6 protein-coding genes are annotated in these 26152 nt (G+C 74.2%); 1 reads left to right on the forward strand and 5 read right to left on the reverse strand.

Annotated features, from left to right (window positions below):
• Positions 1-3: 3 nt before the first annotated feature.
• The 5 genes from ACWD0F_RS00425 to ACWD0F_RS00445 are packed head-to-tail and all read right to left on the reverse strand — an operon-like array spanning position 4 to position 24376.
• A complete protein-coding gene (locus ACWD0F_RS00425; RefSeq protein WP_449871277.1) occupies positions 4-10011 on the reverse strand; it encodes an amino acid adenylation domain-containing protein in 10008 nt (3335 codons plus the stop codon).
• Positions 10008-16439, reverse strand: a complete 6432-nt coding sequence (locus tag ACWD0F_RS00430; RefSeq protein ID WP_449871279.1) for an amino acid adenylation domain-containing protein — start codon at positions 16437-16439, stop codon at positions 10008-10010. The genes ACWD0F_RS00425 and ACWD0F_RS00430 overlap by 4 nt, the downstream gene beginning before the upstream one ends.
• Entirely contained in the window at positions 16429-20679 is a 4251-nt protein-coding gene (locus ACWD0F_RS00435; RefSeq protein ID WP_449871281.1) for an amino acid adenylation domain-containing protein, read from the reverse strand. The genes ACWD0F_RS00430 and ACWD0F_RS00435 overlap by 11 nt, the downstream gene beginning before the upstream one ends.
• A complete protein-coding gene (locus tag ACWD0F_RS00440) occupies positions 20676-22445 on the reverse strand; it encodes a carbamoyltransferase family protein (protein ID WP_449871283.1) in 1770 nt (589 codons plus the stop codon). The genes ACWD0F_RS00435 and ACWD0F_RS00440 overlap by 4 nt, the downstream gene beginning before the upstream one ends.
• Positions 22442-24376: an amino acid adenylation domain-containing protein gene (locus tag ACWD0F_RS00445; protein WP_449871285.1), complete on the reverse strand. Its 1935-nt coding sequence runs from the start codon at positions 24374-24376 to the stop codon at positions 22442-22444. The genes ACWD0F_RS00440 and ACWD0F_RS00445 overlap by 4 nt, the downstream gene beginning before the upstream one ends.
• Positions 24377-24570: 194 nt before the next feature.
• On the opposite strand from ACWD0F_RS00445, the gene ACWD0F_RS00450 reads away from it, so the two are divergent.
• Positions 24571-25830: an MFS transporter gene (locus ACWD0F_RS00450; protein ID WP_449871287.1), complete on the forward strand. Its 1260-nt coding sequence runs from the start codon at positions 24571-24573 to the stop codon at positions 25828-25830.
• The last annotated feature ends 322 nt before the right edge of the window (positions 25831-26152 follow it).

The following is a 26152-nucleotide window of genomic DNA, read 5'->3' on the forward strand; positions in this document are numbered from 1 at the left end:
GCTTCATGCCTCCCGGCAGTGTCCGGCCACGATCGGCCCGATCAGGGCCGTCGCCTCGGCCCTGGCCATGGCGTCGTGGGCACAGTCGATCTCGTGTACGGTCAGCCGCCCCGCCACGTGCGGCGCCCAGATCCCGGCGGCCGGCAGCCCGGCCGGCCAGGTCCGGGTGGCGACGAACAGCAGGGCGTCGCCGTCGTGGCGGCCGGGCCGGTGGGCGTCCAGCAGCTTGGAGTTGCGCAGCACGGTCTCCGTCATCGACGCGATGAGCTCCTCGTCGAGGTCGGCCGCGTAGCCGACAGAGTCCATGAGCAGGGCGCGGGCCTCGGCGGCGTCCTCGATGCCCGGCCGCTCCGCGCCGGAGAAGGCGGGGTAGGCGTCGAGCAGGGCCAGCAGCCCGACCTGGCCGGGCAGCCGCTCGGCCATGGCGTGCGCCACCAGGCCGCCGAACGACCAGCCGAGCAGGTGGTAGGGCCCGTCCGGCTGCACGCGGCGGATGATCTCCAGGTAGTGCTCGGCCATCTCGGTCACCGAACCCGGCTGGTCGGGCCCCGTGGCCTGCAGGCCGTAGACCGGCCGGTCCGGCTCCAGGTGCGGCAGCAGGCTGCTGTAGCACCAGCTGACGCCGCCGACGGGGTGCACGCAGAACAGCGGCGGCAGCGTGCCCGATGGCCGCAGCGGCAGCAGGGTGTCGAACGGGTCGTCGCCGATCCCCTCCCCGGACAGGCGCTCGGCCAGTTCGGCCACCGTGGGCGCGGCGAACAGGTCGCGGATGCTCAGCGCGGTGCCGAGCGTCGAGCGCACCCTGCTGATCAGCCGGGCGGCCAGGATGGAATGGCCTCCGGCGGCGAAGAAGTTGTCGTCGATGCCGAGTTCCGAGCGCTCCAGGGCCTCGGCGAACAGGCTGAGCAGGATGTGCTCGCGCGGCGTGCGCGGCGGGCGGTGACGGGTGCGCGGCGGTTCGGGCAGGGCCCGGCGGTCGAGCTTGCCGTTGGCGTTGAGCGGCAGGACGGGCAGCGGCAGGTAGGCGGCGGGCAACATGTGGGTCGGCAGGTGGGCCAGGGCGTGGCCGTGCAGCCGCGCGGGATCGGCGTTCTCGGGGGTCACGTACGCCACGAGCTGGTCGTCGCGGACGATGACCGCCGCCTGGGTGACGCCGGGCGCCTGCCCGAGCGTGTTCTCGATCTCGGCCAGCTCGATCCGGTGACCGCGCAGCTTGACCTGGTTGTCGGAGCGGCCGACGAACTCCAGCGCGCCGTCGGCCCGCCGCCGGGCCTGGTCGCCGGTGCGGTACCACCGCCGCCCGCCGGGGGCGGCCACGAAGCGCTGGGCGGTCAGGCCCGGCCGGCCGAGATAGCCGCGGCCGACGCCGGGACCGCCGATGTACAGCTCGCCGCGCACGCCGGGCGGCACCGGCAGCAGGTTGTCGTCGAGCAGCAGCACCTCGGTGTCGGCCAGCGGGTGGCCGATCAGCGGGATGTCGCCGTCGCGCACCCGGTAGCCGGTGCTGTCGTTGGTGCACTCGGTCTGGCCGTAGTAGTTGTAGCTGTCGGTGACGGGCGCCTCCAGCATCGCCCGCCACAATCCCGCCGAGACCGCCTCGCCGCCGACCATCAGCGCCTTCGGGTGGTGCCTGCCGGGGGCGAACAGCCCGGCGGCGACCAGCTGCTCCATGAAGGCCGGGGTGAGGTCGACGAAGCCGATGCGGTGGGCGTCGATGTAGCCGGCCAGATCCTCCGGTGAGCGGCGGGTGACGTCGTCGATGACGTGCAGCTCGTGCCCGTCCATCAGCCACAACATCGAGTCCCACGAGGTGTCGAAGGTCAGCGGCACCACGAAGCCGATGCGCAGCCGCTCGCCGCGGGCGGCGGTGAACAGCCCGTGCCGGTGCGCGTTGAGCAGGTGCGCCAGGCCGCCGTGTTCCAGGACCACGCCCTTGGGCCGCCCGGTGGAACCGGAGGTGTAGATGACGTAGGCGGCGTGCCCGTGACGCGGCGGCGTGGCCGGGTCGCCCGGATCCGGGCCGTCGGGCACCTCCTCCAGCAGCACCGTCCGCTCGTACGGCACGGCGGCGTCCCGCGTGGTCAGCACCAGCAGGGGCCGCGCGTCGTCCAGCGTGTAGGCGATGCGCTCCGCCGGGTGCTCCAGGTCCAGCGGCAGGTAGGCGGCGCCCGACTTGAGCACGCCCAGCACCGCCGCCATCATCTCGGCGGAGCGCGGCACGGCCAGCGCGATCAGCTGCTCCGGGCCCGCGCCCCTGGCGCGCAGATGGTGGGCGATGAGGTTGGCCCGGCGGTTGAGCTCGGTATAGCTCCATCGCTGGTCACCCGACACGACCGCGACGGCGTCCGGGGTCCGGGCGGCCTGCCGCTCGAAGCACTCCGGCACGGTCGCGTCCAGTGGCTCGATCGCGGGACCGCGCGATCGGGCCAGTTCCAGCTCCAGCTCGTCGGGCGTGAGCAGGGGCAGCGCCCCGATGGGGGCGCCCGGTTCCTCGGCCGCGGCCTCCAGCAGGCGCAGCAGGCGCTCGGCCATGGACTCGGCCGTCGAGCGGTCGAACAGGTCCACGGCGTACTCGAGGTAGGCGTCCATGCCCTCGGGCCTGCCGCACGCGTCGTAATGCTCGATGACGTCGAGGGTGAGGTCGTAGTCGGCGGTGCCGTGCCGGACCGGCTCGTGGGCCGCCTGGACGCCGGGGAAGGACAGGTCGTCGGCGGCGTTGTTCTGGAAGACCAGCAGCACCTGGAAGAGGGGGAAGCGGGAGAGCGTCCTGGTGGGGTTGAGCGCCTCGACGACCCGCTCGAACGGCGTCTCCTGGTGCTCGTAGGCGGCCAGGTTCGCGTGCCGTACCCGGGCCAGCAGCTCGGCGAAGCTCGGATCGCCCGAGGTGTCCGTGCGCAGCACCAGCGTGTTGATGAAGCAGCCGACCAGGTCGTCGAGGCTCTCGTCCGTACGGCCGGCCACCGCGGTGCCGATCGGGATGTCGTTCCCGGCGCCCAGGCGGGTGAGCAGCGCCGCGAGAGCGGCCTGCGTGAGCATGAAGAGACTGACGCCGTGCTCGCGCGCCACCTCGGCCATGCGCCCGTGCAGCTCGGCGGGGACGGTGAAGGGCACGGTGTCGCCGCCGTAGCCGGCGATGGCCGGGCGCGGCCGGTCGGCAGGCAGCTCCAGCTGGTCGGGCAGGCCGTCCAGGGTGGTGCGCCAGAAGTCCAGGTGGTCGTCGCCGGGGTCCTGCCAGAGCGCGAAGTCGGCGTAGCGCACCGGCAGCGGCCGCCAGCCGGGAGCCCGGTTCTCCAGCCTGGCGCGGTAGGCCTCGGCCAGGTCGCGCGAGAGCGGCGCCATCGACCAGCCGTCGCAGGCGATGTGGTGCACGACCAGGAGCAGCACGTGCTCGCCGGCCGACGTCCTGAACAGCCTGGCGCGCAGCGGCGTCTCGCGGGTCAGGTCGAAGCCCTGCGAGGCCACGGCGGTCAGCAGGCCGGGCAGGTCGGCCCCGTCGACGTCCTCGGCGGTCAGCCCGACGGGGACGGGGGCGAGGATCTGCTGGTAGGGGCCGCCGGCATCCTCGGGGAAGACCGTGCGCAGCGGCTCGTGCCGGCTCACCACGTCGGTGAGCGCGGCGGCCAGCGCGGTGCTGTCCAGCGGCCCGCGCAACCGCAGGCAGGTGAGGGTGTTCTGGGCGTGGTCGCCCGCGTCCTCCAGCCGGTTCAGGAACCACATGCGGCGCTGGGTGAACGACAGCGGCAGCCGGTCGGGCCGGGCCATCGGGCGCAGCGCGGGCCTGGCGTCCTCGCGCAGCACCTCCGCCAGCCCGGCCACGGTCGGGTGGTCGAACAGGTCGCGGATGGTCAGCGTGACGCCCAGCGCGCCGCGCACCCGGCTGATCAGCCGGGTGGCCAGCATGGAGTGGCCGCCGTTGGCGAAGAAGTCGTCGTCGATGCCCAGATGGGTGGCGTTGAGTGTGGCGTTGAACAACCGCAGCAGCGTCTCCTCGCGCGGCGTGCGGGGCGGCCGGTGCCGCGTGGCCGGCGGCTCGGGCAGGGCCGCCTTGTCGAGCTTGCCGTTGGGGGTGAGCGGCAGCGCGTCCAGCGGCAGGATCATCGAGGGCAGCAGGTGGGTGGGCAGCCCGGTGCGGACGTGGGTCAGGACGGCCGCCGGGTTGGCCGTGGCGGGCACGACGTAGGCGATCAGCTGGTCGTCACGGAGGATCACGGCCGCTGAGGTGACGCCGGGCGCCCGGCCCAGCGCGTGCTCGATCTCGGCGGGCTCGATGCGGTGGCCGCGCAGCTTGATCTGGTCGTCGGCGCGGCCGAGGAACTCCAGCGCGCCGCCGGGCAGCCGCCGGGCCAGGTCGCCGGTCCGGTAGAGGCGGGTGCCGCCGCGCCAGGCGACGAAGCGCGCGGCGGTCAGGTCCGGCCGGCCGAGGTAGCCACGGCCGACGCCGGGGCCGCCGATGTACAGCTCGCCGCGGCTGCCGGGCGGCACCGGCTGCAGGCCGGCGTCCAGCAGGTGCGCCTCGATCCGGGCGAGCGGGTGGCCGATGAGCATCGTGCCCGGCTCGCAGCGCCAGGCGGTCGCGTCGACGGTCACCTCGGTGGGCCCGTACGCGTTGATCATCGTGCGGCCGGTGGACCACCACTCCATGAGCCCGGCCGGGCAGCCCTCACCGCCGACGACGAGCACGCGCAGGTCGGGGAACGGCTCGCGCGGCACGGTGGCCAGGATCGCGGGCGGCACGTGGGCCAGGCTGATCCGCTGCTCCCGCAGGAAGACGCCGAGCTCCTCGCCGGTGTGCGTGGCCGGCGCGACCACCAGGCAGCCGCCACGGGCGAAGGCCGTGGCCAGTTCGGAGACCATCACGTCGAACCCGGGAGAGACGAGCTGCAGCACCCGGTGCTCGGGCCCGCCCGCGGCGTCCAGCCGCTCGCCCAGGTTGGCCGTCAGGTTGGCCAGACCACGATGCTCCAGCACGACACCCTTCGGGGTGCCGGTGGAGCCCGAGGTGTAGACGACGTAGGCCGCCGTGCCGGCCGTCAGGGGCGTGCCGGGGTCGTGGTCCGGCCCGTCGCCGAGCTCTTCCACCAGCAGGCCGTGCTCGTACGGCACGCCCGCCTCGCGGCAGGTGAGCAGCAGCCGGGGACGGGCGTCGCGCAGCGTCGAGGCGAGGCGTTCGGCCGGGTGGCTCACGTCGAGCGGCAGGTAGGCGGCGCCGGCCTTGAGCACGCCCAGGATGGCGGTGATCAGCCCGGCCGAGCGCGGCAGGGCGAGGGCGACCACGCTCTCCGGTCCCGCACCGCGCGCGATCAGGTGGTGGGCGATCCGGTTGGCCTCGCGGTCGAGCTCGGCGTAGGTCCACGTGTCCGGGCCGGCGACGAGCGCCGGAGCGTCCGGGGTACGGGCGGCGTGGCCGGCGAAGACGTGCGGCAGCAGCTCCGGCTGCCCGTCCCTGCCCGGGCCGTGTGCCTGGCCGCGTTCCTCGGCGCTCAGCAGCGGCATCCGTGAGACCGGCTCGCCCGGTTCGGCGATGGCCGCGCGGAGCAAGCGCGCCAGCCGGGCCGCCATCGCCTCGGCCGTCGTCCGGTCGAACAGCTCGCTCGCGTAGTGCAGCGCGCCGTGCAGCCCCCCGCCCGGTCCGCCGCTCTCGTGCACGGCGAAGGTCAGGTCGAACTGGGCGGTGGGCATCGGGGCGTCCAGCCGCTCCACGTCCAGGCCGGGCAGCGCCCAGATGTCGCGGCGCTCCTCCTTGGAGTAGGTGACCAGCACGTCGAACAGCGGGTTGCGGCCGGGAACGCGCACCGGGTTGAGCCGCTCGACGACGCGCTCGAACGGCGTGTCCTGATGGGCGAACGCCTCCAGGACGGTCTGCCTGGTGCGCCGCAGCAGCTCGGCGAAGCCCGGATCGCCCGAGGTGTCGCCGCGCAGGACCAGGGTGTTGACGAAGAAGCCGATCATCGGCTCGGTGGCGGGGTGGTCGCGGCCGGTCGTCGGCGTGCCCACGGCCACGTCATGCCGGCCGCTCAGCCGCGACAGCAGCGCGTGCACGGCCGCGAGCAGCACCATGTAGACGGTGACGCCGTGCTCGCGGGCCAGCCCGCGCATGCCGTCGGCAGGCAGGTCGAGCAGGACGTGGCCGCCACTCCCCGCGAGGGTGACGGGGCGCGGCCGGTCGGCGGGCAGGTCGAGTGGTTCCAGACCGGCCAGCCGGGCCGTCCAGTGGTCCAGGCTCGCGGGCTCGGCCGTCGAACGCTGGTGGACGGCGTGGTCGGCGTACTGGACGTGCGAGGGCGGCAGCTCGTGGCCCTGGTAGAGGGCGGCCAGCTCCTCCCACAGAACGGACAGCGACCAGCCGTCGCAGGCAATGTGGTGGAAGACCAGCAGCAGCACGTGCACGCCGGGCGACTCGCGGTGCAGCCTGGCCCGCAACACGGGACCGTGCTCCAGGTCGAAGGGCTGCTCCAGGGCGCCGGCCAGCCCGTCGCCCAGCTCGACCGGGGCGGGCGGGTCGATGATCTGGCGGGGCCGGCCGTCGATCTCGACGTAGCGGGTGCGCAGGATCTCGTGCCTGGCCACCACTCCGTCGATCGCCCTGCTCAGCGCCTCGGTGTCGAGCGGGCCGCGCAGCCGTACCGAGACCGGCATGGTGTAGCCGGCGCTGCCGGGTGCGAGCTTCCACAGGAACCAGAGCCGTTCCTGCGCGAACGACAGGGGCAGCGCGATCTCGCGGGAGGCCGGCTCGATCGGGGCGGGCGCGGGGCGGGCGGCGGCGACCCGGGCCGCCAGCGCCGCCACGGTCGGCGCCTCGAAGACGGCGGTGACCGGGAGGTCGGCGCCGAGCTCCTGCCGCAGCGCGAACCGGATCCGCGTGGCGAGCATGGAATGGCCGCCGAGGTCGAAGAAGTCGTCGCGCGCGCCGATCTCGGCGGCCTCCCCGAGGTCGAGCACGCGCCGCCAGATCGCGGCCACGGCCTGCTCCAGCTCGGTGCGCGGCGCCTCGTAGGCGGCCCGCCTGCTCTGCGCCCCGGTGCCCGGGTCCGGCAGGCGCGAGCGGTCGACCTTGCCGCTCAGCGTGCGCGGCAGCGTGTCCACCACGACCACGGAGGACAACCACATCGGCCGCGGCAGCCGTGCGTTGCAGAAGTCGCGCAACTCGGCGGCGTCCACTCCCCCGCCCGCGCCCGGACCCGGATCCGCGCCCCCGCCGTGGTTCGCGCCCGCACTCAGGACGGCGTAGCCGACCAGGCGGTGGTCTCGCCCGTCCGGCAGGCCCAGCACGTGGCAGTCGGCCACGGCCGGATGCCCGCGCAGGACGGCGCGTACCTCACCGGGCTCCACCCGGTGCCCGCGGATCTTCACCTGGTCGTCGTCGCGCCCGAGGAACTCGATGCCGCCGTCGGGCAGCCGGCGCCCCCTGTCCCCCGTCCGGTACAGGCGGGAGCCGGGCTCCACGGCGAACGGGTCGGGTACGAAGCTCCCGGCGGTCGCCGCGGGCTGGTTCGCGTAGCCGCGCGCGACGCCGGGACCGCCGACGTACAGCTCGCCGACGACGCCGATCGGCACCTGGTTGCCGTGCTCGTCGAGCACGTGGACGGCGGTGTTGGCGGCGGCGGAGCCGACGGGCACGATCCCCGAGACGGTGCGGGCGCCCCGGCGGACCTCGTGGATGGTGCTGTCGATGGTGGTCTCGGTGGCGCCCCAGGCGTTCAGCACCCGCACCTGGGGGCCGAAGGTCGCCATGAGGGCGTCGCCGTCGGCCACCGGCAGGGCGTCCCCGCCGGAGACCAGCAGCCGCAGCTCGGGCAGCTCCAGCCCGGTGGCCGCCACGTGCCCGGCCAGGCCGTGCAGGACGGCGGGGATGCTGTCGAACGCCTCGATCCGCTCGGTGGCCAGCGCGCCGGCCAGCTCGGCCGGATCGAGCGCCAGGGCACGCGGCGCGATCACCAGGCTCCCGCCGAAGCCCAGGCTCCTGACCAGGTCGCCGAGGAAGACGTCGAAGGAGGGGCTGGCGACCGTCAGCCAGCGCCGGGCCGTGATCTCGCGGGCCGCCCAGTCGGCCCGGAGGTTGGCCAGCCCGCGCCTGGTGACCATGACGCCCTTGGGGGTGCCGGTCGAGCCCGAGGTGTGGATGACGTAGGCCAGGGCGTCCGGGGACACCTGGCGTCCGGACGGTCGCGCGAGCCGGTGCGCGGGCTGCCCAGCCGCTTCGGCGACGTCCGCGACGCGCCACGGCCCCGGCGGGACGGCCGCGCCGAAGCCGGAGCCGGTCAGCACGACCGCGGGGGCGGCCCCGGCGAACATGGCGGCCAGCCGCTCCGCGGGCTGGTCGTCGTCGACGGGGAAGAACGCGGCGCCCGCCTTGAGCGCGGCCAGCGGGACGATGACCGAGTCGGGGCCGCGGCCCACGCAGACCGCCACCACGTCGTCCACCCCGGCACCGAGCCCGGCGATCAGGTGAGCGAGCCGGTTGGCCCGCTCCTCCACCTGGGCGTAGGTCAGCCGGTCGGCGCCGCACACCAGCGCCAGGTCATCGGGTGCGGCGTCGGCGCGGGCCTCGAAGTGCGCCTCCAGCCCCGTCGTCGCGTCGAAGGCGAGCCCGGTGGAGTTCCATCCGGCCAGCCGGCGTCGTTCGGCCGCGGTGATCAGCTCGTACGCGGAGACGGGCCGGTCGGGGTCGTCGGCGGCCTGCCGCAGCAGCTCGGCCAGCCGGCCGGCCAGGCGCTCGGCGGTGGCCTGGTCGAACAGCTCAGCGTCGTACTCCAGCGTGCCCGCGAAGGAGTCGTCCAGGCTGAAGGTCAGGTCGAACAGCGCGCCGCCGCCGTCGCACGGGTAGGGCTCGGCCGCCAGCCCGCCGAGCGCGGGCCGGGCGCCCGCGGCGTCGCTGCCGCCGGTGACCATGACGTCGAACAGCGGGTTGCGCCCGGCCTCGCGCACCGGGTTGAGCCGCTCGACGACGCGCTCGAACGGGATGTGCTGGTGGGCGAAGGCGTCCAGGGCGCTCGTCCTGGTCCTGGCCAGCAACTCGCGGAAGGTGGGATCACCCGCCGTACCGGTCCTGACGACCAGGGTGTTGACGAAGAAGCCGATCAGCGGCGCGACGTCCGGCCGGTCGCGTCCCGCCGTCGGGGCGCCCACGGCGATGTCGTGCCCGCCGGTCACCCGCGACAGCAGGGCCTGCACCGCGGCGAGCAGCACCATGAACGGCGTGCAGCCGCTCCGCCTGGCCAGCTCGCGCAGGGGCGCGACGCTGCCGCCGGGCACCTGGACCGGCACGAGCAGCCCCCGGTGGGCGGGATCGGCCGGACGCGGCCGGTCCAGCGGCAGGGTCAGCTCCTCCACCCCGGCCAGGTGCTCGCACCAGTGCTCCAGCCCGTCGCCGCCGGCCTCGGCCCGCTGGTCGTGGGCGTGGTCGGCGTACTGGAGGTCCAGCGCGGGCAGGTCCTGGCCGCGGTAGAGCGCGTCCAGCTCCCGCCACAGGATGGGCAGCGACCAGCCGTCGGCGGCGATGTGGTGGATGACCAGGAGCAGCACGTGGTCGTCCGGCGCCAGGCGGAACAGCGTGGCCCGCAACACCGGACCGCGCTCCAGGTCGAACGGGACCGCGCACTCCCGGTCGGCCAGCCGCCGCAGCTCGTGCTCCGCGGCCGGGACGACCGGCAGCCCGACCGGCGCGGCGGCCTCGACGACCTGGGCGGGCACCCCGCCGTCCGCGACGTAGCGGGTGCGCAGGATCTCGTGCCTGGCCACCACCCCGTCGATCGCCCTGCTCAGCGCCTCGATGTCGAGCGGGCCGCGCAGCCGTACGGCGGCGGGGGCGTTGTAGGCCGAGCTGTCCGGCGCCATGGACCACAGGAACCACAACCGCTCCTGTGCGAAGGACAGGGCCAGCGGCCCGCCGGTGCGGGGCGCCGGGGGGCGCCGCCCCCCGGCCAGCCGCGCCAGCAGGAGCTCGCGCCGCTCCGGCGGCAGCTGGGCGATCCGCGCGGCGAAGGTCTCCGACATGCGTGCGGGTCCTCTCATGATTCGGACTGCAGGAGCCGCGCCAGCTCGTCGTCCGGCAGTGCCAGGACGAGCCGGTCGAGCTCCGCGCCGAGCTGTACGGCCAGCGCGGAGATGCGAGGTTCCGCCAGGATCTGCTTGATGCCGAGATCCACGCCGAAGGCGGTGCGGATGCGGAAGGCGACCTGGACGGCGTGCAGCGAGTTGCCGCCGAGCTCGAAGAAGTCGTCCTCCACGCCGGGCCGCTCGATCTCCAGCACCTCGCTCCAGATGCCGGCGACCGCCTCCTCGACGGGGTCGCGCGGCGCCACGTACCGGGTGCGGGCGGCGGGCCGTCCGGCGTCGGGAAGCGGGAGCGCGGCCCGGTCGATCTTGCCGTTGGGATTCAGCGGGAGCCGGTCCATGATCATGACGGTGGCGGGCACCATGTGCTCCGGCAGCCGCCCGGCCAGGTGGCCGAGCAGCTCCTCCGCGCTGACGGCCGCGCTGGGCTGGGCGTAGGCGAGCAGCTTGCCCGCGGGCGCGGTCACCACGCAGGTGGCCACCGCCGGGTGCGCGGCCAGGACCGCCTCCACCTCGCCCAGCTCCACCCGGAATCCCCTGACCTTGACCTGGTGGTCGCGGCGGCCGAGGAACTCCAGCGTGCCGTCCGGCCGCCAGCAGGCCAGGTCGCCCGTCCGGTAGAGGCGGGCTCCCGGTGTGCCGGAGAACGGGTCGGCGACGAAGCGGCCTGCGGTCAGGCCGGGCCGCCGCCAGTAGCCGACGGCCACGCCGGGGCCGCCCAGCCACAACTCGCCCGGCACGCCGACGGGGGCCGGCGAGAGGGTCGAGTCCACCACCCAGGCCTGCGTGTTGGCGATCGGCGGGCCGATCTGGCCGTTGGTGGCGGGCAGGTCCGCCAGCGGCCGGCAGGTGGAGATGCTGGTCACCTCGGTCGGGCCGTAGATGTTGTGCAGCCCGGCGTGGCCCGCCTGGCGCACGCTGGCCAGGTTGACCCGCTCGCCGCCGATGTAGACCTGGCCGACGGTGGCGAACACGCCGGGTTCGGCGCCGACCGCCGAGTTGAACAGCGCGGTCACCAAGGCGAGCGTGGTGACGCCCTCCGCCCTGACCAGCTCGGCCAGGCGGGGCGGCGACAACACCGTCTCGTTGGGGACGATCACCAGGCGGCCGCCGTTCAGCAGCGCGCCCCACAGCTCGAACAACAACGGGTCGAAGGAGGCGTTCGACAACTGCGCCACGGCGCTGTCGGGGCCGAGCCGCACGTAGTCGGTGCCGCACACCAGGCGGACGATGCCGCGGTGCGCGACCGCGACGCCCTTGGGACGGCCGGTCGAGCCCGAGGTGTAGACCACGCTCGCCACGCGGTCGCCGCCGCCGAGCCCCGTCTCCCAGGTGCCGGCCGCCGCACCGATGTCCTCCAGGGGCAGGCCCTGGCCCTCGGCCAGCGGCAGGCCGCTCAGCAGGTGGCGGTGCCCGAGCACCACGCCCGCGCCGGTGTCGGCCAGCATGAACGCCAGCCGCTCGGCCGGGTACGACGGGTCGAGCGGAACGTAGGAGCCTCCGGCCCGCAGGATGCCGACGATCGCCGTCACCAGGTCGGCCGAGCGCTCGGCGCAGAGCCCGACCAGGTCGCCCGGCCGCACACCCGCCTCGCGGAGCCGCCCGGCGACCGCTCCGGCGCGCTCCCACAGCCCGGCGTAGCTCAGCCGGGTCTCGCCGTCCACGACGGCCACGCTCTCGGGCCTGAGCCGTACGTGCTGCGCCACCAGCTCTTCCAGCGACCGCTCAAGCGGCGCCGGGCGCAGCGTGGCGTTCCAGCGCTCCACCTGCGCGCGCTCGGCCGGCGCGGCCAGCGGCGCGGCGGCGATCGGCGCCCGCGGGTCGGCGACGATCTGGTGCAGGGCGGTCAGGTAGTAGTCGCGGATGCGGCGGACCTGCTCGGGCGCGAATTCGCCGGAGTGGAAGTCCAGCCCCATCAGCAAGCCCGTGCCCGAGCGCGGGTTGCGCAGGAAGCCGCAGACGAACGGGTAGTTGGTCGGCTCGACCCGGACCGTCGTGAAGGCGTCCAGCTTGGGGTCGACGAAGGCGACCTCGCCGCTGTCGAGCAGGTCCTTCAGCACGTGGAAGTGGTTGTAGACGAAGTGCGTCTCGTACAGCGGCCCGCCGCCCGCCAACTGCTGGATCTGCGACATCGGGAAGCGGCGGTGCGGCAGCAGGGCGTTCTCCTCCTCGAAGACGGCCCTGACGAGCTCGGCCCAGGTGCCGCCGGCGCGTACCCTGATCGGCAGTGAGTTGAGGAACAGGCCGCGCGACTCGGTCCCGTCGGCCTCCTCCAGCCGCCCGTTGAACGCCATGCCGGTGACGACGTCCTCGGTCCCGGCCAGGTAGGCGAGCACCCGCAGGTGTACGGCCAGCAGCACGCTCTTCAACGGCACTTCGAGCCGCTCGGCGACCCGTTCGAGCCCCTGGCAGAGCTCTGCCGGGATCTTGGTCTCGCGCCAGGCGTAGAACTCACTGCTGCCCTCGGGCAGGGTCCAGTCCTCCACCGCGTACGGCGAGGCGGTCTCCTCGGCGGGGCAGCCGGCCGGCCAGCGGGGCAGCACCAGCCTCTCCAGGCCGGCCAGCCGCTCGCTCCACCAAGCGCGTTCCCCGGGCGAGTCCACCGCCTGCCGTTCGGCCTCGACGAAGTCGCGGTAGGTGGAGGCCGGAGCCGGCCCTGCCTCGGCGGCGGGATCCTTCAGCAGAGCGACGTACCGCTCCAGGATCTCGGCGATCGTGGAGTGCAGGCTCCAGCCGTCGAGGATGGCGTGGTGCTCGACCAGCGTCCACTGGAAGGTGTCGGCGCCGCGCCGGTGCACGAAGAAGCGCCACAGCGGCGGCCTGGCCAGGTCGAAGGGCCGTTCCCGCTCCCGGTCGACCAGCTCGCCGATGATCCGCCCCTGCTCCTCCGGGCTCAGCCCGCGCAGGTCCGCCACCTCGATCGGCAGCTCGGCGGTGTGGTGGACGAGCTGCAGCATGTCGCTGTAGGCGCTGAGGTGGAAGGAGGTGCGCAGGATGTCGTGGCGCTGCACGACCTGCGCGGTCGCGGCGCGGAACGCCTGCTCGTCCCATGGCGCCCGCAGGTGGAAGCTGTCGACGTTCTGGTAGAGCATGCGGTCGTCGGACTCCATGTGGAAGACCATCCCGACCTGCAGCGCGGCCATCGGGTAGGCGTCGACCACGTCCTCGGGCAGCCTGGCCCGGTCCTGCTCGGACACCAGCGCGAACCGCTCCCGCTCCCGTTCCACCGGCGCGGCGGGCGTGATGTCCGTGGCCAGCTGGGCCACCGTCGGCAGCTGGAAGAGCCGCTGCAGCTCGAAGTCGAGCCCGCGCTCGCGGGCCAGTGCCAGGACCTGGACGCTGCGGATGGAGTCGCCGCCGAGGTGGAAGAAGTTGTCGGTGACGCCCACCCGCTCCAGTTCGAGCACCTCGGCCCAGACGGCGGCCAGCACCCGCTCGGTCTCCGTGCGCGGCGCGAGGTAGGCCCGGCCCAACGCGGGCCGCTCCTCGGCGGGGTCGGGCAGCGCGGCCCGGTCGATCTTGCCGTTGCCGCTCAGCGGCAGCTCGTCGAGGATGATCACGACCGACGGGATGAGGTGCGCGGGGAGCCGGGGCTCCAGGAACTCGTGCACGTCCTCGACGCTCAGCTCGCCGCGCGACTCGACGTAGGCGACCAGACGCCGCTCCGCCGAGCCGTGCGCGACGACGACGCACCGGCCCACCCGGGGGTGGTCGCAGACGGCGGCCTCGACCTCGCCCGGTTCGATGCGGAAGCCGCGGATCTTGACCTGGTGGTCGGCGCGGCCGTGGAACTCCAGTGTGCCGTCGGGCCGCCAGCTGGCCAGGTCGCCGCTTCGGTACATGCGCGCCCCCGGCCGGCCCGAGAACGGGTCGGGCAGGAAACGCCCGGCGGTCAGGTCGGGCCGCTTCCAGTAGCCGCGCGCCACGCCGTCGCCGCTGACGTGGATCTCGCCGATCACCCCGGCCGCGACCGGCAGGCCGTCGCGGTCCAGGACGTGGATGCCCAGGTCGGGCAGGGGCACCCCGATCGGGCTCGTCCGCCCGGCCAGCAGCTCCCTGGTCAGCGGCGCGTACGTGCTGTGCACGGTGGTCTCGGTGATGCCGTACATGTTGACCAGCCGCGGGGTGTCCTCCGGGTGGCGCTCCCACCAGCGCAGCACGGAGTCCCGGTCGAGCGCGTCACCCGCGAAGACGACCAGCCGCAGCGCCAGGTCGGCGGCCCGGCGCTCGTCCACGCCGACGAACTGGCGGAAGACGGCCGGGGTGGCGTTCAGCACGGTCACCCGCTCGCGGGCGACGAGGTCGTAGTACGCCTCGGGCTCGCGGCTCTCCCAGTGGCTCACGACGACCAGCCGGCCGCCGGTGCCCAGGCAGTTCCACACCTCCCAGACGGAGACGTCGAAGGAGCTGGAGTGCAGGAGCGTCCAGACGTCGCCGGGGCCGAAGCCGTAGGCGGGCTGGGTGCCGGCCAGCAGCCTGACCACGTTGTGGTGGGTGACCATGACGGCCTTGGGCGCGCCGGTGGATCCGGAGGTGTAGATCAGGTAGGCCAGGTCGCCGGGGCCGATCTCAGGATCGTCGTAGGACAGCCCGGTGGCCGGGGCGTCGGCCAGGACCGTGCGGTAGTCCCCGTCCGGCAGCTCGACGCCGCGCTGCGTGACCACGATCCGCAGGTCGGCGTCGGCCAGCATGAACGCCAGCCGCGGCGCCGGATAGGCGGGGTCGAGCGGCACGTAGGCCGCCCCGGTGCGCAGGATGGCGAGCATGCCGACGACGAGCTCCGCGCTGCGCCGGCAGGCCAGGCCCACCAGGTCGCCGGGACCCGAGCCCAGCCGCGCGGCCAGGTCGCCCGAGCGTTCCCACAAGTCGGCGTAGGTGAGGCGCAGCGGCCCGTCGGTGACGGCGACGGCGTCGGGCCGTGCCCTGACCTGCTCGGCGACCAGATCGCACAGGGTCGCGCCCGCCTCGATCCGCCGGGCCGGGCCCGACCAGCCTTCGATCAGGCGCTGCTCGGCCGCCGGCAGCGAGCCGACGTGCGAAACCGGCAGGTGGGGTGCGGCGAGCAGCCCGTCGAGCACGGTCTGCCAGTGGGCGGCCAGCCGCCCCGCGGTCGCCGCGTCGAACAGCGCCGTCGCGTACTCCAGCTCCACGCGCAGCTCGCCGTCGCAGTCGACCACGGTGACGGTCAGGTCGAACTTGGCGGTGCCGGTGTCGGCCGGCAGCTGCACCGCCTCGGCGGCGCCCAGCCGCCAGCGGGCGCGTTCCTGCCTGTGCAGGCCGAACTGCACCTGCACCAGCGGCGGGTGGGACAGCTCGCGCTCCGGCTGCAGCGCGTCGACCAGCGCCGCGAACGGCACCTGCTGGTGCGCCTGCGACTGCGCCGACGATTCGCGCACCCGCTCCAGCAGCTCGGCGAAGCTGGGGTCGCCGGCCAGATCGACGCGGACGACGAGCGTGTTGACGAAGAAGCCGACGAGCTCCTCCAGCTCAGGGGCCGGCCGGCCGGCCACCGGTGTGCCGATCACCAGGTCGGTGCGCCCGCTCCAGCGGCCGAGCACCAGCGCGAAGGCGGACAGGAGCACTTCGAACACGGTCGCGCCGCAGGTCCTGGCCAGGTCGTGGATCCGCTCAGGGGCGGGGAGGCGGAAGTGTTCCGTGGCGCCGCCGTACTCCTGGACCGGCGGGCGGCGGTGGTCGGTCGGCAGCTCCAGCAGCGGCGGGAGGCCCTTCAGGTGCTCGCGCCACCAGGCCAGCCCCTCCTCCAGCGGCCTGGCCCGCTCCCACGCGGCGTAGTCGGCGTACTCGACGGGAAGCGCGGGGGACGTGGCGTGCGGCGCACCGCCTGCCAGCTCCTCCAGCAGCAGCCCGAGCGACCAGCCGTCGACGGCGATGTGGTGGAAGGAGATCCACAGCAGATGGTGCTCGGCGGTGTGGCTGATCAGGCCGGCGCGCAGCAGCGGCGCCGTGGCCAGGTCGAAGGGTTCCCCGGTACGCTCGCCGGCGAGCTTCGTGGCGGCCTGCCGGCCGGGCGCCTCCTCGTGGCTCCACGGCACCAGGACCTGCTCGTGGACCCGCGTGCGCGGGCGGCCGTCAGCGCCCACGGCGAAGGCGGTGCGCAGCACCTCGTGCCGGTCGGCCAGCCCCTGTACGGCACGGCGCAACCCCTCCGCGTCGGCCGGCCCGTCCAGCTCCAGCAGCACGGGCACGTTGTAGAGGGGGGTGCCGGGCCGCCACTGGTCCAGGAACCACAACCGCTCCTGGCCCGATGACAGCGGATCGTCACCCGGCCGCCTGCGCGGTACCGCCGGCGGCGCGGTGGTACCGCCGAGGCCGGCTTCGGCGAGCAGCCGGTCGATCAGCAGCTCCTGTTCGCGGTCAGTGTGCATCTGCGATCTCTTCCTCCGCGCCCACACGGGCGTGCCGTACCTGCAGGACGATGGCGGCTATGCGGTCCAGCCGATCGGGGTCCGCCTCGCGTAGCGCGGAGGCCAGACGCTGGACGGTCTTGTGCTGGAACAGGTCGCGGACCGACACCGGGGTGCGCAGGGCGCGTTCGGCACGGGTGGTGACCTTGACGGCGTGCAGGGAGTGGCCGCCGAGCTCGAAGAAGTCGTCGGTCGCGCCCAGCCGGTCGAGGCCGAGCACCTCGGCCCAGATCTCGGCGAGCAGCTCCTCCACCGGACCGGCGGGCACGACCGTCCCCGCCTCGGCGCGCCCCTCCTCGGGCGCCGGCAGCGAGGACGTCTCGATCTTGCCGTTGGGGTTGAGCGGCATCCGGTCCACGAGGATCACGTGGGCGGGCACCAGGTGTTCGGGCAGCTCACGCGCCAGCGCCTCGCGCACCGCCACGGCCGTCAGCGGGGCCGTCTCCGTGGCCATCAGTGCGGCCGTCGGCGAGGCCGTCTTCGTGGCCGTCGGTGCGGCCGTCGGTGCGGCCGTCGAGGTGGCCGTCGAGGTGGCCGTCGAGGTGGCGGCGCCGCCGGGCTGGACGTAGGCGATCAGCTCGACCGGGCCGTCCTGGGGACTGCGCGCGACGACGGCGCAGGCCCGCACGCCGGGCAGCGCCGACAGGGCCAGCTCGACCTCGCCGGGCTCGACGCGGAATCCGCGGATCTTCACCTGCCTGTCGATGCGGCCGAGGAACTCGAGCGTCCCGGCGGGCGTCCAGCGCACCAGGTCGCCGGTGCGGTAGAGCCGGCGCCCCGGCTCGCCGGAGAAGGGGTCGGGGACGAAGGCACGCGCGGTGGCGCCGGGCCGCCGCCAGTAGCCCCAGGCGAGGCCGGGACCGCCGAGCCACAACTCGCCCGGCACGCCCACCGGGGCGAGGTCACCGGTGTCCAGATCGGTCACCCAGGCGGTGGTGCCGGAGATCGGCCGGCCGATGGGGCCCCGGGTCGCGGGCGGCTCGGCGAGCGGCAGGCAGGTGGAGAAGGTGGTGACCTCGGTCGGGCCGTAGACGTTGTGCAGGGCGCGCGGGCCGAGCCCGCCGCGCAGCACCTCGCCCACCCGGGCCACGTCGAGCGCCTCACCGCCGAAGTAGAGGTGGTCGACGGTGGCGAAGACGTCCGGCTCCTCGCCGGTGGTGGTGTTGAACAGGGCGGTGGTGAGGAAGAGCGTGGTGACCCGCTCGGCCCGGAGCAGCTCGGCCAGCGCCGGCGGTGACAGGGCCGTCGCGGGCGGGACGACGACCACCCTCCCGCCGTTGGCCAGCGCGCCCCAGACCTCGAACGTGATGGCGTCGAAGGAGGCGTTGGACAGCTGGGCGAGGACGGTGGTGGTGTCGAGCGGGGCGTAGTCGGCGCCGTGCACCAGGCGGGCGATGCCGCGGTGCGCGACCACCACGCCCTTGGGGCGGCCCGTGGAGCCGGAGGTGTAGATGACGTAGGCGGCGTCGTCGGGGTGGATCCGCACGTCGGGCCCCGGCTCCACGCCGGGCTCGTCGACCGGGACGGTCTCGCGTGCCGACCGGGGCAGGGCGGCCAGCAGGTCGCGGTGCCCGACGACGGTGCTCACACCGGTGTCCTCCAGGATGAAGGCCAGCCGGGCGGCGGGGTAGGAAGGGTCGAGCGGCACGTAGGCGGCGCCGGTGCGCAGGATGGCGAGCATGGCGGTGACCAGGTCGGCGCCGCGGTGGCAGGCCAGGCCGATCAGCTGGCCGCGGCGGGGGCCCAGGCGCGCGGCCAGGGCTCCTGAGCTGGACCAGAGCTCGGCGTAGGTGAGCTTGACGCCGCCCGCCGAGACGGCGACGGCGTCACCGCGATCAGCGACCTGCCGGGCGACCAGCTCCGGGATCACGACACCGGCCTCCGCGTCCACGGCACCGGCCCTCGTACCACCGGCCTCCGTACCACCGGCTCTCGCACCACCGGCCTCCGTACCCCTGGCCTTCGTGCCGGGGGCGACGCGGGCCCAGGTCGTGAGCTGGTGCCGCTGGTCCGCGGGTAGTGCGCCGATCCGCGACACCGGCTCCCCGTGCGCCGCCAGCAGCCCGCGCACCAGCTCCAGCCACTGCGCGGCCAGGCGGTCGGCCGTGGCCGCGTCCAGCAGGTCGGCGGCGTACTCCACCTCCAGCAACATCTCCCCCGGCGCCTCGTGCAGGGTGAGCGTGAGGTCGAACTTGGCCGTCCCGGTGTCGGCCTGCCGCAGCCGCGCCGCCAGCCCCTCGGCCAGCTCCCAGTCGTGGTGCGAAGGCCGGTAGTGCGCGAAGGCCACCTGCACCACCGGCGCGTGGCTCAGTGCCCGTTCCGGCTGCAGCGCCTCCACCAGCAGGGCGAACGGCAGCTCCTGGTGGCCGAGCGCGGCGGTCGTGCTGTGCCGTACCCTCTCGACGAGTTGCGCGAAGCTCGGATCGCCGCCCGCGTCGACGCGCACCACCAGGGTGTTGACGAAGAAGCCGACGAGCGGCTCCAGCTCGGGCAGCGGCCTGGCGGCCACGGGGGTGGCGATGGCCAGGTCGCTCCGGCCCGTCCAGCGGCGTAGCAGCAGCGCGTACGCCGACAGCGCCACGTCGAAGACGGTCACCGACCGCGACCGCGCGAAGTCCTTCAGGGCCGCGGCCAGCTCCGGCGGCAACACCTGGCGGCGGGTGCCGCCGCGGAAACTCTGCACCGCGGGACGCGGCCGGTCACCGGGGAGCTCCAGCAGCGGGGGCAGCCCCGCCAGGTAGGAGCGCCACCACTGCAGGTGATCGGCGACGGGACGGCCGCGCTGCCAGGCGGCGTAGTCGGCGTAGCCGAACCCGTCCTGCGGCGGCAGCGGCAGCCCGCGGCAGGCGGCGCCGAGGTCGTCGAGCAGGTGGCCCAGCGACCAGCCGTCGACGGCCAGGTGGTGGATGCACGACCACAGCAGGTGCCGGTCGGCCGCGACGCTGACCAGCCCGCCCCTGACCAGCGGCGGCACGCTCAGGTCGAACGGCTCGGCGACGTGTTCGCGCACCAGCCGCCAGGCGTGCTGCCAGTCCCCGGCCTCATCCCGCCGCCACGGCACCTCGCAGTCGAGGGTCACGGGCCTCGGCTGACCGTCGACGGTCTCGAACGCGGTGCGCAGCGCCGGATGGCGGGCGGCCACGCGCTGCAGCGCCTCGCCCAGCCGTACGGGATCGGCAGGTCCCGTCAGCTCCAGGACCAGCGGCACGTTGTAGAGCGCGGTGCCGGGACGCCACTGCTCCAGGAACCACAGGCGCTCCTGCTCCAGCGACACCACGGCGGGCCCGGACGCGCCGGACAGCGGTCGGGCCGTGGCGGCCGCGGCACGCTCGACGACCTTGGCGCACCTGGCCACCGTCGGGGCGGTGAACAGCTCGTCGAAGTGCACCTCGACCCCGAAGACCGCGCGGATCCTGCTCAGGGCCATGGCGGCCAGGATGGAGTGACCGCCGATGGCGAAGAAGTCGTCGTCCACACCGACCCGGGGAATCTCCAGCACCTCGGCCCAGATGCCCGCCAGCGTCACCTCCGTGGGCGTGCGCGGTGCCACGTAGGCGATTTCGTCCCAGTCCTGGGGGGCTGCCACGGGTTCGGCGGCGATCACCACGTCCGCCAGCGGGGCGTCCGGTTCTTCGGCCAGGAGCAGCAGGAGCGTCTCCAGGCGGTCGAGGTGCCAGCGCATCGCCGGTTCGGTGTAGCGGTCGGTGTCGTAGTCGCACTCCAGCAGCCAGCCGCCGGCGGTGCCGTACAGCAGGAACAGGCCGTCGCAGTCGCGCAGCTCCAGGGCTGCCCGCTCGGCCTCGGCACGCTCGATCCCCGCCGCGACCAGCATCCGGGGCTCGGGGCCCGGCGCCCGGCCCAGCCGGGTTCCGTCGCCGCCCGACGTGGCGCCGAGCAGGTCGCGCAGCCGCGTGCCGTCCCCGATCGCGGATCTCAGGACGACCGGCCCGGAGTCCGCCGTTTGCCGCACGACCGGCCCGGAGTCCGCCGCTTGCGGGACGACCGGCTCGGAGCCCGCCGCCGCGACGACGACCTCGTCCGAGCCGGGCGCGGCGATCAGCGCCATCGTCGCCGCCGCGAGCCAGGCCAGCGGCGTCCCCGGCGCGTCCGGGGCGGTGAGCTCGACCGACAGGCGGCCGCGGGCGTAGCCGGGCCGTACGGTCGGCGCGACGTCGGCCGGGAGCGTGATCGCGCGGTTCACGAGGCACCCCCCGGCAGCACCACGTGATCGCCGATGATCAGCCGGTCCAGCCCGCCGCGCAGGAACGTGTCGACCGCCTCGCGCGGCGTGCGCACGATCGGCTGGCCACGCAGGTTGAACGAGGTGTTCAGCAGCACGGGCACCCCGGTGCGCGCGCCGAAGGCCTCCAGAAGCGAGTGCAGGAGGGGGTTGGCGTCGGCTCCGACCGCCTGGACCCGGGCGGTGCCGTCGATGTGGGTGACAGCGCCCAGCCGCTCGCGGTGCTCGGGGCGGGTCCTGGTGGTGAACAACATGTGCGCGTACTGCCGTTCGCGCCCGCGCCTGATCTCGAAGAAGGCCGGCGCCGCCGCCTCGGTCACCACCGGGGCGAAGGGCCGGAAGTCCTCCCGCTTCTTGATCAGGTTGTTGATGTGGTCGCGCATGCGGGCCTCGCGCGGGTCGGCCAGGATGCTGCGGCAGCCCAGCGCGCGCGGGCCGAACTCCATGCCGCCCTGGAACCAGGCCACCACCTCCCCCCGCTCCAGCGCCTCGGCGGTCTCCGACAGCAGTTCCGCCTCGTCCGTCACGCGCCGCGACCGCACGTCCGTCCTGGTCGCCAGGTGTGCGGCGATCTCGCCGGAGTCGCACGCGGTGCCCCAGTACGGCATCCGCATCGGCTGGATCGGCGTCTCGGGTTTGCGCGTCGCGTGCAGGTACAACGCCGAGCCGACCGCCGTGCCGTCGTCGCCCGCGCCCGGCGGCACGAAGACCCGGTCGAACAGGCGGCTGCGCAGGATGAGCCCGTTGGCCGTGCAGTTGAGCGCGACGCCGCCCGCGTAGCACAGGTCCCGCAGCCCGCTCTGGCGGCGGAAGTGCCGCAGCACGTGCAGCAGGCAGCGTTCCAGCGCCGCCTGCGCCGCCGCGGCGATGTCCATGTGCCGCTGCTCGATCGGCCCTCCCGGCTCCCTGGCCGGGCCGAACAGCTCCTCCAGGACGGCCAGCGCGCCCCGGTGCGTCTCGCGTTGCAGCAGGTCGACGTCGCGGGCCAGCAGCGGGACGGCGAAGTCGGGGCCGGGACGCAGGTGCACCAGCTGCCGCAGCTCGCGCTCGTAGCGGGTGCGGTCGCCGTACGATGCCAGGCCCATCATCTTGTACTCGTCCAGGGCCATCTCGAAGCCCAGGTACAGGGTGAACACGCCATAGAGGGTGCCGAGCGAGTGCATGGCCGGGATGGTGTGCAGCACCTCCAGCTTGCCGCCGGTCCCGGACAGGACGGTCAGGCTCTCCGTCTCGCCCCTGCCGTCGGCCACGAGCACGAGGCAGTCGTCGAACCCGCTGGCGTAGTACGCGCTGGCGGCGTGGGCCAGATGGTGCGGGACGGGCGTGAAGCGGGAACCCACCGCCGTACCGGGGAAGTGCTCGGTGAACCAGTCCACCTGGCGTTCCGGGTCGTACACCTCGGCGAAGCGCCTGGCCAGGTAGCCGTCGCCGGTTTCCAGCTCGGAACGTTCGTGGGCGAAGCCGTGGCCGATCAGATCCAGCTCGTCCAGCCCGAGCCCGGCCCGGTCGAGGCAGAACCTGATGGCGTTGACCGGGAAACGCCCGGTGGACTTGTCGCCGGTGAACCGCTCCTCGGCCGCGGCGGCCACGATCCGGCCGTCCACGACCAGGGCGGCGGCCGAGTCGCGGCCCTGGCTGATGCGGTACTCCCGCTCCGACAACCCGGACAGTTCCCGCCGCTTGAACTCCTCGGAGTTGTGCAGGCCGCTGATACCCAGGATCTTCATCGCGCCTCCACGAGAGTCTCTGCGTGCGTCTGGAGCGCAGCCCGGTCGACCTTCTGGCTGCCGGTCAGGGGAAGGGCACGCAGGATCACCACGTGCTGCGGCATGAGCGCGCGCGGGAGCCACTGCTCCAGGTGCTCGCGCAGCTCGGCTCCGCGCAGGCCGTCCGCCTGCGCGTACAGGATCAGCCGTTTGTCGTCGGCCGTGTGCTCGGCCACCACCGCCGCCGCCCTGACGACCAGCCGGTGCCGCTCGGCGACGGCTTCGATCTCCTCCAGCTCGATCCGCTGGCCGCGCAGCTTCACCTGATGGTCGACGCGGCCGTGGTAGGCCAGCGTGCCGTCCGGCCGCCACGCGCACAGGTCGCCGGTCCGGTACACCCGGCCCAGCTCGGGGTGCTCCTGGAAGACCGCGGCCGTCCGCGCGGGGTCGCCGGCGTAGCCGAGCGCGAGCTGCGGGCCGGCCAGCACCAGCTCGCCGATCTGCCCGACGGGGGCCGCGCGGTCCCACTGGTCGAGTACGGCGGCGCGGATGCCGGGCAGCGGCCTGCCGATCGGCACCGGGTCCGCCGGAGGGTCGGGCACCTGGTGGGTGACGGTGTAGATGGTGGTCTCGGTCGGCCCGTAGCCGTTCCAGACGCGGGCGCCGGCGCGCTGCAGCCCGGCGGCGAGTGAGGCGCTGAGCGCCTCGCCGCCCGCGATGACATCGGCGCCCGCGAGGCTGCCCGGCTCCAGGTACGGCACGGTCATCCGCCAGGTGGAGGGGGTGGCCTGGACCAGGTCCAGGCGCCTGCCGGACAACCAGGCCGCCAGCCGTTCGGGGTCGCGCTGCAGGTCCTCGTGGACCAGCAGCAGGCGCCCGCCGGTCGCCAGCGGCAGGAAGATCTCCATGGTCGACATGTCGAAGGTCAGTGTGGCCATGCAGGTGACATGCGGGCGGCCGGCGCCGATCAGGTGGGCGATGGCGCCCACGCAGTGCCGCAGCGCGGCGTGCGGGATGGCGACCGCCTTGGGGGTGCCGGTGGAGCCCGAGGTGGACAGCGCGTAGGCGACGCCGTCGAGACTCACCGGGAACCCGGGCGGCGAGCCCGTTTCCGGGGTCCCCGTTTCCAGGTCCCCCGTTTCCGGAGCTCCCGTTTCCGGAGCTCCCGTTTCCAGGGTGAGCAGCGTGCACCCGGGCACGCCGGCACCGGACGGCAGCAGCGCGTAGCGCGCGCCCGCCGCCTCCAGCTGGCGGCCCAGCCGCAGCGGCGGGTGCGCAGGGTCGAGCGGCAGGAACCCGGCTCCCAGCGACCACGTCGCCAGCAGCGCCGCGATGGTCTCGATCCGGCGCGGCAGGCCGATGCCGACCAGGTCGCCGGGCGCGACCCCGGCCCGCGCGAAGCCCGCGGCGACGGCGGCCGTGAGCTCGCCGAGCTGCTGGTAGGTGACGGCCCTGCCGTCCTGCTCGATCGCCACCTCGCCGGGCCGGGAGACCATGTGCTCCCGGATCATCGACGCCACGGTGCGGTCTCTGTCCCAGGCTCGCTCGGTATGGGCGCCCGCGACGATGCGTTCGTCCTCCTCGCCCCACAACCACGCCCGCCCGGCCGGCTGCTCCAGATCCGCGGCGAGGGCCGCGCCCAGACGCCCGCGCAGCAGCGGTTCCGCCTCGACCGATCGGGCCTCGACATCCGCCGCCAGCGTCCCGCCGTCCGTGGTCACCGTCACCACCGGGCCGGCCACGCCGGGCACCGTCGCGGCACGCTCGACGAGCGCACGCAGGGGGGCGCGCCACGGCAGCCGGACCTCCTGCCCGCAGATCTCGCCGCTCAGCTCCTTCGCGCCGCAGTGCCGGGCGAGCACCACCAGCCCGGCCACCGCGATAACCGCACCGGAAGGGACGCCGAGTTTATCCGCGAGCCGTTCCGCGGCCTCGAATATCTGATTTTCCATGGTAGACCACGCCAATTCAGAGAATGAGAACTCCACGAAACTCCGCGTGCTGAGCAGGAAGCTAGCCTGGTGCCGCGCCTGCCACGAGCAGGCGGGCAGCAAGGTGGCAAGTTCGCGCCAGGTTCGGCCGGGCCGTACTCGGCCGGTGTTACAGTGACGCCGGATAAGCAGCCGCGACGGGAAGAGAGCCGGAAATGGCGCACCTACTCAAGCGCCCGCAGATGCGCTACTACATTCTCGGCGACGTGCTTTCCAATCTCGGCGACTACGCGTTATTCCTGGCAATGGCCATCTGGGTGAAAACGCTGACGGGAAGCACGCCGGCCGCCGGGCTCGTGATGTTCGCCTTCGTCGGCGGCAGCCTGGTGCTGCCCCTGTCGGGCCTGCTGGTGGACCGCTTCCGCCGCCGCCCGCTGCTGGCCGCCTCTTACCTGTCGTCGGCGGCCGTCGTCCTGCTGCTCCTGCTGGTCAAGGACCGGGACGACGTCTGGCTCGTCTACGTGATCATGTTCCTGTACGGCGCGCTGGGCAGCGTCACCGGGCCCGCCCAGAACGCGTTCCTGCCCACCGTCGTCCCGGAGGAGCAGCTCGGCGACGCCAACGGCGCCGTGCAGGCGATGCGCGGGCTGCTGAGGGTGTTCGCGCCGATCATCGGCGCCGGGCTGTTCGTCTGGCAGGGCGCCCAGGTCGTCGTGGTGGTCGACGCGGCGCTCTTCGTCGTGGCCGCCGCGGCCGTCCTCCTCATCCGGGTCTCCGAGCCGCGCCCCACCGGGACCGGCCAGTCGCTGATCGCCGAGACCACGGGCGGGTTGCGTTTCCTGCGCGACGCCGCCGGCCTGCGCAGGCTCGTCATCGCCTGCGCGCTCACGATGCTCGTCATCGGCTTCTTCGAGTCCATCGCCATCGCCGTGGTCACCGACGGCCTGGCACGCCAGGCCACCTTCCTCGCCGTCCTGGCCGGGGCGCAGGCGGTGGGCACCATCGCGGGCGGCGTGCTGGCCGGCGGGGTGATCCGCCGCGCCGGCGAACGCGGGCTGGTGGTCGTCGCGCTGGTCATGGTCGCGACGAGCAGCCTGCTGCTCATCGTGCCGATCGCCGCGGTCGTCATCGCGGGCATGCTGGTGCTGGGCGTGGCGGCGCCGTGGATCGTCATCGGCGCCACCACCTCGCTCCAGCGGCGCACCCCTGAGGACCTGCGCGGGCGGGTCTTCGCCGCCTTCGAGTTCGGGGTGACCGTGCCGCAGGTCGCCTCCATCGCCGCGGGCGCCAGCCTGATCGCGGCTCTCGACTACCGGGTGATGCTGGGCGTCGTCTGCGCGGTGGTGCTGCTGGCCGCGCTCATCCTCGGCACCGGCCGCGCGGACGAGCCCCCGGCCGCAGAGGCCCCGGAGCTCTCCGCCGACGAGCAGGATGCCGTCCCCGCTGAAGGGGCGAAGCCGCACCGGCCCGTGTGACGCCACAGACCACGCGACGTTCGCCTGCGCCGAGGCGGGTAAGGCTCTCGCAGCCATGCCGAAGCCGAACCGGCATGCGACGGCCGGTCAGGCGTTGAGGCTCTCCCGGCCGTGCGGGGCGTCCCCAGCTCCCTGGGACGGTGCCACATCTATGCGCTTGACGCCCTCCTTGGGGGTGAAGACGGTGTGGCGGTAGGTGGAGAAGTCGGTGGTCTCGCGGAAGGCGGGATGCTGGTGGAGATCGCGGAGCGACGGGAGCCGGTGTGAGAGGCTGCACTTCGCTCGCGCGTGTCTGCCGGGCGACTGCTGACCGAAAGGACCC

The organism is Nonomuraea sp. NPDC002799, assembly GCF_053592075.1.

Bases quoted from the DNA above. Each gene is read 5' to 3' on its own strand.
- ACWD0F_RS00450 (WP_449871287.1), top strand. From the start codon at position 24,571: ATGGCGCACCTACTCAAGCGCCCGCAGATGCGCTACTACATTCTCGGC.
- ACWD0F_RS00445 (WP_449871285.1), bottom strand. From the start codon at position 24,376: ATGGAAAATCAGATATTCGAGGCCGCGGAACGGCTCGCGGATAAACTC.
- ACWD0F_RS00430 (WP_449871279.1), bottom strand. From the start codon at position 16,439: ATGCACACTGACCGCGAACAGGAGCTGCTGATCGACCGGCTGCTCGCC.
- ACWD0F_RS00425 (WP_449871277.1), bottom strand. From the start codon at position 10,011: ATGAGAGGACCCGCACGCATGTCGGAGACCTTCGCCGCGCGGATCGCC.
- ACWD0F_RS00440 (WP_449871283.1), bottom strand. From the start codon at position 22,445: ATGAAGATCCTGGGTATCAGCGGCCTGCACAACTCCGAGGAGTTCAAG.